Source organism: Nocardioides ferulae (assembly GCF_003660455.1).
GTDB classification, from domain to species: domain Bacteria; phylum Actinomycetota; class Actinomycetes; order Propionibacteriales; family Nocardioidaceae; genus Nocardioides; species Nocardioides ferulae.
In genome coordinates this window covers 1-14,437 of sequence record NZ_QZVR01000031.1, presented here as the reverse complement: position 1 = coordinate 14,437, position 14,437 = coordinate 1, and the positions used below count along the sequence as shown (strand labels likewise).

14 protein-coding genes are annotated in these 14,437 nt (G+C 74.1%); 4 read left to right on the top strand and 10 right to left on the bottom strand.

What is annotated here, in order from left to right; genetic code table 11:
• Positions 1 to 6 precede the first annotated feature (6 nt).
• The gene (gmk, locus tag D6B71_RS21215; RefSeq protein ID WP_121258806.1) at positions 7 to 612 is read right to left on the bottom strand and encodes a guanylate kinase; all 606 of its coding nucleotides are present in this window, start codon (positions 610 to 612) and stop codon (positions 7 to 9) included.
• On the bottom strand, positions 605 to 925 hold the full coding sequence (gene mihF, locus D6B71_RS21210) for an integration host factor, actinobacterial type (RefSeq protein WP_121258805.1): 321 nt from the start codon (positions 923 to 925) through the stop codon (positions 605 to 607). Before mihF ends, gmk begins: the two co-directional genes overlap by 8 nt.
• A gap of 161 nt (positions 926 to 1,086) precedes the next feature.
• Here mihF and D6B71_RS21205 point away from each other — a divergent pair, with 161 nt between their 5' ends.
• The 3 genes from D6B71_RS21205 to D6B71_RS21195 are packed head-to-tail and all read left to right on the top strand — an operon-like array spanning position 1,087 to position 3,129.
• A complete protein-coding gene (locus tag D6B71_RS21205; RefSeq protein WP_121258804.1) occupies positions 1,087 to 1,728 on the top strand; it encodes a helix-turn-helix domain-containing protein in 642 nt (213 codons plus the stop codon).
• Entirely contained in the window at positions 1,721 to 2,443 is a 723-nt protein-coding gene (locus D6B71_RS21200) for a B3/B4 domain-containing protein (RefSeq protein ID WP_121258803.1), read from the top strand. The genes D6B71_RS21205 and D6B71_RS21200 overlap by 8 nt, the downstream gene beginning before the upstream one ends.
• 11 nt (positions 2,444 to 2,454) lie before the next feature.
• Entirely contained in the window at positions 2,455 to 3,129 is a 675-nt protein-coding gene (locus tag D6B71_RS21195) for an FMN-binding negative transcriptional regulator (RefSeq protein ID WP_121258802.1), read from the top strand.
• Positions 3,130 to 3,146: 17 nt separating this feature from the next.
• Here D6B71_RS21195 and D6B71_RS21190 read toward each other — a convergent pair whose 3' ends face one another.
• The 7 genes from D6B71_RS21190 to carA are packed head-to-tail and all read right to left on the bottom strand — an operon-like array spanning position 3,147 to position 11,770.
• Positions 3,147 to 3,599: a hypothetical protein gene (locus D6B71_RS21190; RefSeq protein WP_121258801.1), complete on the bottom strand. Its 453-nt coding sequence runs from the start codon at positions 3,597 to 3,599 to the stop codon at positions 3,147 to 3,149.
• A complete protein-coding gene (gene pyrF, locus D6B71_RS21185) occupies positions 3,596 to 4,423 on the bottom strand; it encodes an orotidine-5'-phosphate decarboxylase (protein WP_240641629.1) in 828 nt (275 codons plus the stop codon). Before pyrF ends, D6B71_RS21190 begins: the two co-directional genes overlap by 4 nt.
• A gap of 5 nt (positions 4,424 to 4,428) precedes the next feature.
• Positions 4,429 to 5,298 carry a tRNA-dihydrouridine synthase gene (locus D6B71_RS21180; RefSeq protein ID WP_121258799.1) on the bottom strand — a complete coding sequence of 290 codons (870 nt, stop codon included), beginning with the start codon at positions 5,296 to 5,298 and terminating at the stop codon, positions 4,429 to 4,431.
• Positions 5,295 to 6,128 carry an iron-sulfur cluster-binding protein gene (locus tag D6B71_RS21175; RefSeq protein ID WP_121258798.1) on the bottom strand — a complete coding sequence of 278 codons (834 nt, stop codon included), beginning with the start codon at positions 6,126 to 6,128 and terminating at the stop codon, positions 5,295 to 5,297. The genes D6B71_RS21180 and D6B71_RS21175 overlap by 4 nt, the downstream gene beginning before the upstream one ends.
• Positions 6,125 to 7,201, bottom strand: a complete 1,077-nt coding sequence (locus tag D6B71_RS21170) for a quinone-dependent dihydroorotate dehydrogenase (RefSeq protein WP_121258797.1) — start codon at positions 7,199 to 7,201, stop codon at positions 6,125 to 6,127. Before D6B71_RS21170 ends, D6B71_RS21175 begins: the two co-directional genes overlap by 4 nt.
• Positions 7,198 to 10,551: a carbamoyl-phosphate synthase large subunit gene (carB, locus tag D6B71_RS21165; protein ID WP_121258796.1), complete on the bottom strand. Its 3,354-nt coding sequence runs from the start codon at positions 10,549 to 10,551 to the stop codon at positions 7,198 to 7,200. Before carB ends, D6B71_RS21170 begins: the two co-directional genes overlap by 4 nt.
• Before the next feature lies 1 nt (position 10,552).
• Positions 10,553 to 11,770: a glutamine-hydrolyzing carbamoyl-phosphate synthase small subunit gene (carA, locus tag D6B71_RS21160; protein WP_121258845.1), complete on the bottom strand. Its 1,218-nt coding sequence runs from the start codon at positions 11,768 to 11,770 to the stop codon at positions 10,553 to 10,555.
• Between the two features lie 226 nt (positions 11,771 to 11,996).
• Here carA and D6B71_RS21155 point away from each other — a divergent pair, with 226 nt between their 5' ends.
• Entirely contained in the window at positions 11,997 to 12,689 is a 693-nt protein-coding gene (locus tag D6B71_RS21155) for a TetR/AcrR family transcriptional regulator (RefSeq protein WP_121258795.1), read from the top strand.
• On the opposite strand, the gene D6B71_RS21150 is transcribed toward D6B71_RS21155, so the two are convergent.
• Positions 12,686 to 14,320: a protein kinase domain-containing protein gene (locus D6B71_RS21150; RefSeq protein ID WP_121258794.1), complete on the bottom strand. Its 1,635-nt coding sequence runs from the start codon at positions 14,318 to 14,320 to the stop codon at positions 12,686 to 12,688. The two genes, D6B71_RS21155 and D6B71_RS21150, sit on opposite strands and share 4 nt — an antisense overlap.
• Between the last annotated feature and the right edge of the window lie 117 nt (positions 14,321 to 14,437).

The following is a 14,437-nucleotide window of genomic DNA, read 5'->3' as shown; positions in this document are numbered from 1 at the left end:
GAAGCCTCACAGATCGGTGGGGGAATGCTCGACCATGGGTTGGGAGTCGAACCTCATCAAGGCTACCAACTGCTCCGCGGCCTCGTGAACTTCGTGGTTGACGATGGTGACGTCGAACTCGGTCTCGGCGGCCAGCTCGTCGCGGGCGGTGCGGAGCCGGCGCTCGCGCTCCTCCTCGGACTCGGTGCCGCGCCCCACGAGCCGGCGGACCAGCTCGTCCCACGAAGGCGGCTTGAGGAACACGAACAGCGCTCCGGGCATGGTGCCCCGCACCTGCCGGGCGCCCTGCAGGTCGATCTCGAGCATCGCGGGACGCCCCTCGGCGAGCGCCGCCTCGACCGGCCGCCGCGGAGTGCCGTAGCGCGCGGCCTGATGCACCACCGCCCACTCGAGCAGCTCGTCGCCGGCGATCATCGCGTCGAACTCGGCGTCGGAGACGAACCAGTAGTGCACGCCGTCGACCTCGCCGGGCCGAGGCGGGCGAGTGGTCGCCGACACCGAGATCCAGACCTCGGGGTGACGGGCGCGCACGTCGGCGGCGACTGTTCCCTTGCCGACCGCGGTTGGGCCGGCGAGCACGACCAGCCGCGACGGCCGGACCGGCTCAGTCACGTCCGGCGAACTCGCGCTCCAACGCGGCGACCTGCTTGCTGCCCAGGCCGCGGACTCGACGGCTCTCGGCGATGCCGAGCCGCTCCATCAGCTGGCGCGCCCGGACCTTGCCGAGTCCGGGCATCGACTGGAGCAGCTCGACCACACGCATCTTGCCGATGACCTCGTTGGTCTGGCCCTCGTGCAGGACGTCGACGATGGAGGCGCCTGCGTTCTTCAGCCGGTTCTTCACCTCGGCTCGCTCCCGACGGGAGGCAGCGGCCTTCGCGAGAGCCGCCTGGCGCTGTTCGGGGGTGAGCGGGGGCAGTGCCACGGGCGGGCGTCCTTCGGTCGAGGGGCGGCAGGGTCTGGTCCGCTCAATCTAGCCAGTCGGGTGCGACAGCGGCAATCGCGGTCCCCCACCGGCCCCGAGCGCCGAGGCAGATCAGGGAACACCGCCAACGCAATGCACTCATCGTGCACTAGAGTGCACTCATGGACGCCAACACCGCGGCACTCGCCGGCGCGATCGGCACCCGCGTCCGGCAGGAGCGCCAGGCGCGGCGCTGGACGCTCGACCAGCTGGCCGAGGCGACCGGTCTGAGCCGCCGGGCGGTGGTCAACGTCGAGCAGGGCACCGCGAACCCCGGCATCGGCACGCTGCTGCGGATCAGCGACGCGCTGGGAGTGGGACTGCCCGCGCTGGTCGAGCCGCCGCGGCCGGAGCCGGTGCAGGTGGTCCGCGACGGGACGGGGCCGGTGCTCTGGACCGGCGCCAAGGGCGGGCGCGCGGTCATGGTGGCCGGCACCTCTCCACCCGACGTCGCAGAACTCTGGGACTGGACGCTGGGTCCCGGCGACAGTCACAGCAGCGAGGCACACGCCGCCGGCACCAGGGAGCTGCTCCAGGTCCTCGAGGGCACGCTCACCCTCGTCGTCGGCGAGCGGCCGGTGACGCTTCGTCGAGGGGATGCGGCCTCGTTCCCCGGCGACACCGCCCACGCGTACCGCAACCCCGGCTCCGAGACCACCCGGTTCACTCTCGCGGTCTTCGAACCCGGCGTCGGCGCCATCTCCAAGCAGCTCCCCGCCCAGCAGACCAGCCACCAGACAGCCACGGAGGCCACCCATGCCTGACCACTGCCTCGAACACCTCGATGCCTTCCTGCTCGGCGCCTCCGTCGACCCGGCCGTGTTCGAGCTGCGACCCGACTACCGCGCCCTGCTGCTCGCGGTCGACGGCATCCGGCCCGGTGCCAGCGACGCGCAGAGCGAGGCCCTGCTGGCCGAGGCCGAGGCCGCGGCCCGCGCGGCGACCGCCGACCGACCGGTCGAGGAGCTCGCCCACATCGCCGCCTGGCGCGAGGCCTATCGGGCCTTCGGGGCGAAGCCGCAGCGCACCCGCAACAGCGTCGAGGCGCTCACCCGCCGCGCCAGCTCCGGACTGCCCCGGGTCAACCGGCTCACCGACATCTACAACGCGATCTCGGTGCTGCACCAGCTCCCGCTCGGCGGCGAGGACCTCGATCGTTACGACGGACCACCCAGGTTGGTGCGCGCCACCGGCGAGGAGCCGTTCGACACCACCGCCAACGGCGAGAGCCTCGTCGAGCACCCCGTCGCCGGCGAGGTGGTCTGGTGCGACGCCAGCGGCGTGACCTGCCGGCGCTGGAACTGGAGGCAGACCCCTCGCACCCAGCTCGGCGACGACACCACCACCGCGCTGTTCATCCTCGACGCGCTCGACCCGATGACCGACGACCAGCTGACCGCCGCCGCCGACGACCTGCTGAGCCACCTGGGTCGGCTCGGTCCCGACGTCCGCGCGGCCCGCCGGCTGCTGGCCCGCTGAGGAGCGACGAGATGTTCATCCAACCCTGGGACGCGGCGCTCGAGCCCGCGGAGTGGCAGGCCTGGGTGGCCGGCACCGACCGGTTCGGTGTGCTCGCGGTCAACAACCTCGACCCTGCGCAGGCCCCCTTCGTGATCCCCACCCACTTCACCGTGGCCGACGGACCCGGTGGCGGCGGCAGCGGTGAGCTGCTGCTCCACCTCGCCCGCCCCAACCCGGTGTGGCCGCACCTCGCGGCCGCCACCGAGGTCCGTCTGGCCATGGTCGGGGACTACGCCTACGTGCCGACGCACTGGCGGGCCCGACCCGACGGCGTCGAGACCGACGGGGTGGCCACCAGCTACTACACCGCGGTGCAGTTCCGCTGCCGCCCGACGATCGTCGACGACCCGGCCGAGAAGGCGGCCCTGCTCGCCGCGCAGCTCGCGGACCTGCAGCCCGAGGGCCGCTACGGCGAGATCGCAGCCGACCAGGGTCCCTACGCCCGGATGCTGCCCGGCCTCCGCGGCGTACGCCTCGAGGTGCTCGGGGTCGACGCGAAGTTCAAGTACGACGACCACAAGCCGCGCGAGCACCGGGAGCGCGTCATCGACCGTCTCGAGCAGCGCGGCCAGGGGCTCGACGCCGGTGCCGCGCGGCAGCAGCGGCGCCGTCTCGACGCCGTCGGGGAGACCCGGCGGGAGTGACGCCGGGTGGGCCCGGTTCAGAGCGTGAGCTGGGTCTTGCAGACGTCGCGGGCCTGCTGCTCGATGCCCGCCAGGGCGGCCAGGGTCGCCTCGCTGGCCAGCTCGCGGGCGGCGGCCGCGATCGCGGCCCGCTCGGCCGGCTCGATCCCGGCCGGCGGATCCTGCGCGTCGTAGGTCGCGGGGTCGACACCGGCGTCGTCGAGAGCCTCCTCGAGCACCTCGATCCGCCGCACCAGCAGCGCCCACTCGTCGGCGAGGTCGGAGGGGGCGCGCTCCTCGAGCTCACGGAACAGACCGAGCGCCTCGATCAGCGCGGTGGGCCCGCCCTCGCCCACGATCTCCGACAGCCGCTGCTGCCGCTCCTCCAGGGCCTCGCAGTAGCTCTCGGCGGGGTCGTCGGAGCAGCCGGCCACCAGCACCGTCGACAGCAGCATCCCGCACACCAGCGCGGTGGCCCGGCCGCGCCTCACGAGCCGAGCACCCGGGCGATCTCGTCGTTGGTACGCCGCACCGCGTCGGCCAGCGCGCGCGGGTCGGGCCCGAGGCGCAGCACGTCGCGCGAGGAGCTGGGCAGCACCGAGCGGGCCGCCGCCTTGAAGATGCGGCGCAGGTCGGCCGCGGTGCCGCCCTGGGCCCCGAAGCCCGGCGCCAGGATCGGGCCGTTGACGTCGAGGTCCTCCCCCGTGGCGCCGATGGTGGCGCCCACGACCGGGCCGAACGAGCCGAGCGGCGTCGCGCCGTCGTTCAGCGCCCGGAGGTGGTCGAGCATGGTGCCGGCGACGCTGCGGCCGTCGGCGGCCACCGCGTGCTGCACCTCGGGGCCCTCCTTGTTGGAGGTCAGCGCGAGTACGAAGAGTCCGGCACCGTGCCGGCGGGCGGTCTCGACCATCGGGTCGAGGGAGCCGAAGCCGAGGAACGGGCTGGCGGTGACGGCGTCGGCGGCGAGCGGGGAGGCCGGGTCGAGGTAGGCGTCGGCGTAGGCCTGCGAGGTGGAGCCGATGTCGCCGCGCTTGACGTCGAGCAGCACCAGCGCCCCGGCCTCGCGGGCGGTCGCCACGACCCGCTCGAGGACCGCGACCCCGCGGCTGCCGAACCGCTCGTAGAACGCCGACTGGGGCTTCACCACGCCGGCGTGCGGGGCGATCGCCTCGGTGGCGGTGAGCGCGAACCGCTCCAGCCCGGCGACGTCGTCACCGAGACCCCAGTCGTGGAGCAATCCCGCGTGCGGGTCGATGCCGACGCAGAGCTGGCCGCGGGCCGCGATCGCGGCGTGCAGCCGGGTGCCGAACGGGATGGGGCTCACGGGGGTCCTCCTGGGGTGTCCGGGTCGGGGGTCGGATCCAGCGCGGCGACCAGCCTCGCCAGCGTCGTGGGGTCGTGCAGCTGGGCCGTGCCGACCTGCACCGCGACCGCGCCGAGGTCGAGCAGCCGGCGCGCCTGGTCGGCGGTGGCGACACCGCCGCCGGCGACGACCGCCGCCCGGTCCAGGCCGGCGCACACCTCGGCCACGCACCGGGCCACCACCGGGCCCACCGCCGGACCGCCGAGCCCCGCCGGACGGCCGTCGGGCAGTGCGGCGGCGAGCGGACCGCCGACGACGACCGCCGCCGCTCCGGCATCGGTGACCGCTCGGGCCGACTCGACCACGCGCAGCGGGTCGGGGCGCACCTTGGCGAGCACGGCGACGCCGTCGGGCAGCTCACGGCGCACCGCGGCGACCACGTGGCCGGTGTGCACCGGCTCCCGCACGTCGAGCACCCCCGGGCCGGCCCCGTCGGCGGGCCCGAGGTTGACCTCGACCGCGGCGAGGCCGGGGGCGGTGCCGAGCCGCCGCGCCAGCTCGGCGTACTCGCCCAGCGAGCCGGCCACCATCGAGACCACGACGCGGGCGCCCTGCTGGACCAGCCACGGCAGCTCGGTGGCCAGGAACCCCTGCACGCCCGGGTTCGGGAAGCCGGTGGCGTGGACCAGGCCCGACGGCGACTCGACCACCCGGGGCGCGGCCGCCCCCGGGCGTGGGTCGAGGGAGATGGAGCGGGTGACGAAGCCGCCGAGCGCGGCCAGGTCGACGTACGCCGCGAGCTCGCGGCCGGTGCCGCCGCAGCCGGCCGCGACCAGCACCGGCGAGGGCAGCGGCATCCCGGCGAGGGTCGTCGGTGCCGCGCTCACGGGAGCCCGGCCTCGAGGTCGTGCCAGCGCACCCGGTCGCCGCGGAGGACCGGTCCGTCGTAGCAGGCCCGGGCGCTGCGCGGGCTGCCGTTCTCGGCTACGACCGGCACCGGACAGCCGTGACACAGGCCGGTCGCGCAGGCCAGCGGCTGCTCGACCGCGGTCTGGCTCCAGGCTCCGTGTGCCTCGGCCGCCGCGGCCGCCGCGTGCAGCGTTGCGGTCGTGCCGGTGGCGTAGACGACGGCCGCCTCGGACCTCGCGAGCGCGTCGGGGAGCACGTCGGCCACGGCTCCGCGCACGCCGACCGAGCCGTCGGCGGTGACCACGGTCACGGCGCGGGCCGAGCGGCGGGCCTCCAGCGCCGAGAGCAGCCGCGGCTCGTCGGGGGCGGCCAGGACCAGGCTGACCGGGCAGCCGCGCTCGCGGAGCCGCTCGGCGAGCGGGAACAGCGGCGCCGCGGCGTAGCCCTCCCCCACGAGCAGGCAGGGCACCTGCTCCTTGGGCAGTGCGAACGCGCGGCCCAGCGGCCCGGTGATCGGCACCCTCGCGCCGACCGGGAGTCCGGCCAGCCAGCGGCTCCCGGCGCCACGGGGCTCGACCACGAGCTGCAGGGCGGCCGCGTGGCCGCCCACCGGCCGCACCCGGTGCACCCAGAAGGGCCGGGGCGCCGGCCGGGCCCGGTCGTCGGGGCGGACCGTCACGAACGTGCCCGGGCGGAACCGCTCGCCGACACCGGGGGCGACGATGGTGAGGTGGGTGAACGCGCCGACCCGCTTGGTGGCCAGCACCTCACCGTCGACGTGGATCGCCCCTCTCGCCGGCCCGGTCATCGGCTCCGCGGGTCTCCCGGGAGACCGGCGACCAGCCGCCGTGGCCAGCCCGGCCCTTCGTAGACGAACGCGGTGTAGGCCTGCAGCAGGGTCGCGCCGGCGGCGAGTCGTTCCCGGGCGTCGTCGACCGTGGTGAGGCCGCCGACCGAGACCAGCGTCAGGCCGGGACCGACGCGCCCGCGGAGCAGCCGCAGCACCGCGAGAGACCGGGCGGCGACCGGTGGCCCCGAGAGCCCGCCCGCGCCCACCGCCGCCACCCGGTCGGGCGGGGTGCGCAGGCCGTCGCGGCTGATCGTGGTGTTGGTGGCGATGATGCCGTCCAGGCCGAGCGCGGTCGCCAGGTCGGCGACGGCGAGCACGTCGTCGTCGGCCAGGTCGGGGGCGATCTTCACCAGCAGCGGCACCCGGCGACCGGTGACCACCGCGTCGGCGGTGCGGCGTACCGCCCGCAGCAGCGGGTCGAGCCGCTCGACGGCCTGCAGGGTGCGCAGCCCCGGCGTGTTCGGCGAGCTGACGTTGACCACCAGGTAGTCGGCGAAGGGGGCGAGCAGGCCGGCGCTCTTGGTGTAGTCGGCGAGGACGGCGGCCTCGTCGTCCTCCGGCACCACCTTGGTCTTGCCGATGTTGACGCCGAGCACCGGGCCGCCCCGGTCGTCGAACCGGCCCAGACGCCGGCCGCGCCGCGCCAACCGGGCCGCCACCGCCTCGGCGCCGTCGTTGTTGAAGCCCATCCGGTTCACGATCGCCCGGTCGGCCGGGAGCCGGAACAGCCGCGGGCGCGGGTTGCCCGGCTGGGCCTCACCGGTGACCGTGCCGATCTCGACGTGGCCGAAGCCGAGTGCGCCGAGCGCGTCGATGCCCACCGCGTTCTTGTCGAACCCGGCGGCCAGGCCGAGGGGGTGGGCGAAGGTCAGCCCCATCGCCTCGACCGGCTCGGGTCGCAGCCGGTCGAACCGGCCCAGCGCACTCAACGCGGGGCCGGCCGCCCGGATCGCCCGGAAGCCGGCATGGTGCGCCCGCTCCGGGTCGATCCGGGTGAAGACCGTGTCGAAGAGCCGGGTGTAGGCCGTCACCCGGCCTGCCCGTCGCCGTCACCGTGCCGGTCGAGGGCGCGGCCGGTGAGCGCGGCCCACTCCTGCAGGCTGCGCACCCCGATGTCGCCTCGGCGCAGCGCCTCGATGCCCTGCACCGCCGCCCAGAGCCCCTGGGTGGTGGTGATGCTCGGGATGTTCGCGCGCACCGCCGCGGTGCGGATCTCGTAGCCGTCCAGACGCACCGCCGGCCCGCTGGTCGAGCCGTGCGGGGTGTTGATCACCAGGTCGACCTCGCCGTCGAGGATCGTCTGCACGATCTCCTTCTCGCCGTTCGGGCCCGGCCCCTCGAAGTGCTTGCGCACGACCTCGGCCTGCACCCCGTTGCGGCGCAGCACCTCGGCGGTGCCCTGGGTGGCCAGGATCTCGAACCCGTGCTCGGCGAGCACCTTCACCGGGAACACCATGTTGCGCTTGTCGCGGTTGGCGACGCTGACGAAGACCCGCCCCTCGGTGGGCAGCGAGCCGAACGCCGCCGTCTGGGCCTTGGCGTAGGCGCTGCCGAAGTCGGCGTGGAAGCCCATCACCTCGCCGGTCGACTTCATCTCCGGCCCGAGCACGGTGTCGACCTGGCGGCCGTCGGGGGTGCGGAACCGGTTGAACGGCATCACCGCCTCCTTGACCGCGATCGGGTGGTCGCCGGGCAGGGTGCCGCCGTCACCCTCGGCCGGGAGCACCCCGAGCCCGCGCAGGCTGGCGATCGACTCGCCGAGCATGATCCGGGCGGCCGCGTTCGCCAGCGGCGTCGCGGTCGCCTTCGACACGAACGGGACGGTCCGGCTGGCCCGCGGGTTGGCCTCGATCACGTAGAGCACGTCGGCGCCGAGCGCGAACTGGATGTTGATCAGGCCCCGCACGCCGACGCCCTTCGCGATCGCCTCCGTGGCGGCGCGGATGCGGGCGATCTCGCCGGCACCGAGCGTGATCGGCGGGAGGGCGCAGGCCGAGTCGCCGGAGTGGATGCCGGCCTCCTCGATGTGCTCCATCACGCCGCCGAGGAAGAGCTCCTCGCCGTCGAAGAGCGCGTCGACGTCGATCTCGACCGCGTCGTCGATGAAGCGGTCGACCAGCACCGGGTGCTCCGGGGTGACCTGGGTGGCGCGCTGGATGTAGGCCTGGAGCGCGTCGTCGCTGTAGACGATCTCCATGCCCCGGCCGCCCAGCACGTAGGAGGGGCGCACCAGCACCGGGTAGCCGATCTCGTGGGCGATCTCCAGCGCGTCGTCGAAGCTGGTGGCCATGCCGTGCTTGGGGGCGGTCAGCTTGGCCTCGTGCAGCACCCGGCCGAACGCGCCGCGCTCCTCCGCGAGGTGGATCGCCGCCGGCGAGGTGCCGACGATCGGCACGCCGGCGTCCTCCAGGCCCTGGGCCAGGGAGAGCGGGGTCTGGCCGCCGAGCTGGCAGATCACCCCGGCGACCGGGCCCGCCAGGCTCTCGGCGTGGAAGACCTCGAGCACGTCCTCCAGCGTGAGCGGCTCGAAGTAGAGCCGGTCGGAGGTGTCGTAGTCGGTGGAGACGGTCTCGGGGTTGCAGTTGACCATCACGGTCTCGTAGCCGGCCTCGCTGAGCGCGATCGAGGCGTGCACGCAGGAGTAGTCGAACTCGATGCCCTGCCCGATGCGGTTGGGGCCCGACCCGAGGATCAGCACCGCCGGCCGCTCCCGCGGCGCCACCTCGGACTCCTCGTCGTAGGAGCTGTAGTGGTAGGGCGTGACCGCCGCGAACTCGGCGGCGCAGGTGTCGACGGTCTTGTAGACCGGCCGGATGCCGAGCGCGTGCCGGACCCCGCGCACCACCGCCGGTGTGAGGTTGCGCAGCTTGCCGATCTGGTAGTCGGAGAAGCCGTGCCGCTTCGCCCGGCGCAGCACGTCGGCGGTCAGCTCGGGCGCCTCGAGCACCTCCAGGGCGACCTCGTTGATCAGCGAGATCTGGTCGACGAACCAGGGGTCGATCGCGGTCGCCTCGAAGATCTCCTCCGCGGTGGCCCCCGCGCGCAGGGCGTCCATGACCTTCTTCAGCCGGCCGTCGTGGGGAGTGCGGATCTCCTCCAGCAGCGCTGCCTTGTCGAGCTCGACCCACTGGTGGCTCCAGTCGAAGACCGCCTCGTGGCTCTCGATCGAGCGCAGCGCCTTCTGCAGCGCCTCGGTGAAGTTGCGGCCGATCGCCATCGCCTCGCCCACCGACTTCATGTGGGTGGTCAGCGTCGGGTCGGAGCCGGGGAACTTCTCGAACGCGAACTTCGGCACCTTCACCACGACGTAGTCGAGCGTCGGCTCGAAGCTGGCCGGGGTGCTCTGCCCGTCGGGGCGCACGGTGATGTCGTTGGCCACCTCGTCGAGGGTGTAGCCGATCGCGACCTTCGCCGCGATCTTCGCGATGGGGAACCCGGTGGCCTTGGAGGCGAGGGCGCTCGAGCGCGAGACCCGCGGGTTCATCTCGATCACGATCAGCCGGCCGTCGCGCGGGTTCACGGCGTACTGGATGTTGCAGCCGCCGGTGTCGACGCCGACCGAGCGGATGATGCCGATCGCGAGGTCGCGCATCGACTGGTACTCGCGGTCGGTGAGCGTCATCGCCGGGGCGACGGTGATCGAGTCGCCGGTGTGCACGCCCATCGGGTCGAGGTTCTCGATGCTGCAGACGATGACGACGTTGTCGGCCTTGTCGCGCATCACCTCCAGCTCGTACTCCTTCCAGCCGAGGATCGACTCCTCCAGGAGCACCTCGGTGGTCGGGCTGGCGTCGAGTCCCGCGCCGGCGATGCGGCGCAGGTCGGTCTCGTCGTAGGCCATGCCCGAGCCGGTGCCGCCCATCGTGAACGAGGGGCGCACGACCACCGGGTAGCCGAGCTCGTCGGCGGCGGCCAGGCAGTCGTCCATGGAGTGGCAGATCGCCGAGCGGGCGCACTCGCCGCCGAGGTCCTCGACGATCCTCTTGAACACCTGGCGGTTCTCGCCGCGGTCGATCGCCTCGATGCTGGCGCCGATCAGCTCGACGTCGTACTTCTCCAGCACGCCGTTCTCGGCGAGCGCCATCGCGGCGTTCAGGGCGGTCTGGCCACCCAGCGTCGCCAGCAGCGCGTCGGGGCGTTCCTTGGCGATCACCTTCTCCACGAACTCGGGCGTGATCGGCTCGACGTAGGTGGCGTCGGCGAACTCGGGGTCGGTCATGATCGTGGCCGGGTTGGAGTTGACCAGGATGACCCGCAGGCCCTCCTCGCGCAGCACCCGGCACGCCTGGGTGCCGGAGTAGTCGAACTCCGCGGCCTGGCCGATCACGATCGGCCCGGAGCCGATGACCAGGACCGATGAGATGTCGGTGCGCTTGGGCATGTCAGGCACCCTTCCTGTCGGCCATCAGCGTGACGAAGCGGTCGAAGAGGTACGCCGCGTCGTGCGGCCCGGCGGCCGCCTCCGGGTGGTACTGCACCGAGAAGCTCAGCAGCCCGCCGCCCTCGGAGTCGGGGGCCCTCAGCTCCAGGCCCTCGACGACGTCGTCGTTGAGGCAGACGTGGCTGACCACGGCGCTGCCGTAGGGGGTCTGGACCGGGTGGTCCAGCGGCACGCCCTCGGGCCAGGCGACGGCGAACCCGTGGTTGTGCGCGGTGACCTCGACCTTGCCGGTGGTGCGGTCCATCACCGGCTGGTTGATGCCGCGGTGGCCGTAGGTGAGCTTGTAGGTGCCCAGGCCCAGCGCCCGGCCGAAGAGCTGGTTGCCGAAGCAGATGCCGAAGTAGGGCACCCCCCGCTCGAGGGCGGCCTGGAGCAGCTCGATCTGGTGGGTGGTGGCGGCGGGGTCGCCCGGGCCGTTGGAGTAGAACAGCCCGTCGGGCCCGGCGCCGTCGCCGACGGCGAGCACGTCGTCGAGCGTGGCGGTGGCGGGCAGCACGTGCACCTCGATGCCGCGCTCGGCCATCCGGGCCGGGGTCATCGACTTGATGCCGAGGTCGAGCGCGGCCACGGTGAACCGCTTCTCCCCCCACTCGCCGGGCCGGGCGGGCACCACGTAGGCCTCGCTGGTGGTGACCTCGTCGGCGAGCTCGAGCCCGACCATCTGGGCCGACCCGCGGACCCGGTCGAGCAGCGCCTCGGGGTCGGTCTCGACCGTGGAGATGCCGACCCGCATCGCCCCGCGCTCGCGCAGGTGGCGGGTCAGCGCGCGGGTGTCGACGCCGCTGATGCCGACGACGCCCTGCTCGCGCAGCTCCTCGTCGAGGGGGCGCCGTGAGCGCCAGTTGGAGGGGACCCGGGCGGGGTCGCGCACGACGTAGCCGGCGACCCAGATCCGGCGTGACTCGGCATCCTCGTCGTTGACGCCGGTGTTGCCGATGTGCGGGGCGGTCATCACGACCACCTGGCGGTGGTAGGACGGGTCGGTGAGCGTCTCCTGGTAGCCGGTCATGCCGGTGTTGAAGACCGCCTCGCCGAACGTCTCACCCTCGGCGCCGAAGGCCTCGCCGCGGAAGGCCCGGCCGTCCTCGAGGACCAGCAGGGCGGGCCGGGGGCGCGAGCGGGCCGGATCGGCCAGGGGGGTGGTCACCGAGCTGGTCATCACCGGGGGGTGTTGGGCATGCGAAGGCACGCCTACCTCCTTCTCCGCCTCACGGGACGGATCGTTAAAGGATGTCGGTCGACTCGAGGAGCCGACCCGACCCTACCAGTGGCCGGGCCGTGGCCGGCCGGCCGTCCGCCCCCACCCACCGGGCGGCTCGTCGCCCGCACCGACGATCCCGTCACAGTCGTGCAACTCGGTGTTGCAACATCGCTACGATGCGGCCATGACCACGACGCCACGGCGAGCCCCGCAGACCGACGGACGGCGCACGGCCGCGGCGGCCCGGCGCCGGGCCCGCGAGGCAGAGATCATCGCCGCCACCCGGGCGCTGTTCGACGAGCGCGGCGTCCGCGATGCTCAGATCGACGACATCGCCCGGGCCGTCGGGATCAACCGGGCCATCGTCTACCGGCACTTCTCCGGCAAGGAGGAGCTGTTCGCGCTCACGCTCGTCGGCTACCTCGACGAGCTGCGGGAGGCGCTCGCCGACGCGGCCGCCGGCCCCGGCGGCGCACGCGATCGCCTCGCCGCCCTGGTCGGCGCGTTCGCCGACTACGGCGTGGAGCACCCGGCGTTCGTGGACTGCGCCCAGACCCTGATGCGGCGCAGCGGCCCCGAGCTGCTCGACGAGATCTCCGAGAGCGCGCTGTTCCGGCTGGGGCGGGCGATCTCTGCCTGCCTGACCCTGCTGACCGGGGTGCTCGAGGACGGCGGCACCGCGGGCGAGCTGGACGTCGACGACCCGGTCCTGCTGGCCAACACCCTCTACGCGAGCGGCCTCGGGGCGCTCCAGCTCGCCCGGGTCGGCATCCTGGTCAAGGAGGAGTCACCCGGCGTGCCCACGGTCGGGAGGATCTCCCCCGACCAGGTGCGGGAGTTCCTGGTCACCACCGCCCTGGCCCTGGCCGGTCGCTAGCGACCTCGGCCGTTCCTCGGCCCGCCACCCTTGGACCAGCCCTTGGCCTTGCCGTTGCCGTTGCCCGGCCCGCCGGTCGCTCCCCCCGAGCCCCCACCCGCTCCGCCTCCGGATCCGGCGCTCGTCCGGGTGGTGCCGTCGGCGCCACCGGTCTCCTCGGCCGGGGCGTCCCCGACGGCGCCGGTGACGTCGTCGTCGTCCGGCGGCACCGACACCGTCAGCGTCACCGTGCTGCCGACCGGGAGCCGGCCCACCGGGCCGACCTGGACAACCTGCCCCTCGGCCCCCTCGCGGGCGACCTCCTCGCGGTCCGGGACCAGGCCCAGGTCGGCCAGCGTCGAGGCGGCGCGCCGGTAGCTGCGCCCCAGCACCGACCGGGCACGCAGCCGCACCTGGCCGGAGGCCACCTGGAGCACGACGACGGTGTCCCCGCCGGCCGAGGTGCCCGGCCCCGGGTCCTGGGCGAGCACGGTGCCCTGCCCCGCACCGGGCTCGTCGACCTCCTCCTGGCGGACCCCGAGCTCGGCGTCGACCAAGGTGGCCGCGGCCGCCGAGGCGGGCAGCCCGCGCACGTCCGGCACCGTCGTGGCGTCCGGAGAGCCGACCACGAAGACCACCCCGGCGACGACCAACGCCAGCGCGACCAGTCCCGCGGCCAGCAGCCGGGACGGGCGCCGCCACCAGAGCGTGGACCCCGCCGCGCTCCCGCGCGGCCTGCTCCTGGGCAGCTCGCCGGTGGCGCTCGCCACCACCGGGACCGACGGCCGGCCTCCGGGCCCCGGGGCGGCGCCGACGACGGGGTCGGCGGAGAGCTCGGTGGCGCGGGCCGCGACGACCGCAGCCGTCTGCGGCCGCTCGTCGGGGTCCTTGCGGGTGAGGTCCTCGATCAGCTCCCGTACGCCGGCCGGAATCTCCTCCCCGAGCCCCGGCGCCTCGTCGTTGAGATGGGCGAGGGCGGTCGCGAGCTGGTTCTCACGACGGAACGGCTTGCGGCCGGTGAGTGCCTCGTAGGCGACCAGTCCGAGCGAGTAGAGGTCGGACCGGGGGGAGGCGCCGTGCCCCCGACTCTGCTCGGGACTGATGTAGTCCACCGTGCCGACGATCGTGCCGGTGACGGTCAGCGGCTCGGACTCCAGCGTGCGGGCGATGCCGAAGTCGACCAGCACCGCGCGCCCCGCGGGGGTGATGATGACGTTGCCGGGCTTGAGGTCGCGGTGCACGATGCCGTGGTCGTGGGCGACCTGCAACGCCCCGGCCACCTGCGCGACGATGCCCATCACCTGGCCGGGCGGCAGGGTGCCCCGCTCGCGCAGCAGCTGCGAGAGCGAGGTGCCCTCGACGTACTGCATGACGATGTACGGCGTCGGGTCGGCGCCGGGGGTGGCCGCGGGCTCCTCGCCGAAGTCGTAGACCTGGGCGATGCCGGGGTGGTGCAGCGAGCCGGCGAGGCGCGCCTCGGCCTGCAGCCGGGCGCGCATCGTCGCGTCCTGTCCCGGCTGCAGCTCCTTGACGGCGACCTCCCGGCCCAGCACGGTGTCGCGGGCCCGCCGCACCGACCCGGTGCCCCCCGCACCGAGCAGCTCAGCGAGCTCGTACCGTCCGCCCAGGAGGTCGGGCGTTCCCGTCCCCATGCGCCCCCGGGTACCCCGAACCCGGAGCTCCTACGCCCCGAGCCGGTCGAGGCCTAGCTGTGATGCCCAGCCAGGTTGTCCAACCTGGTGATGGGTGCGGCCTTCCCGATTGCTGAG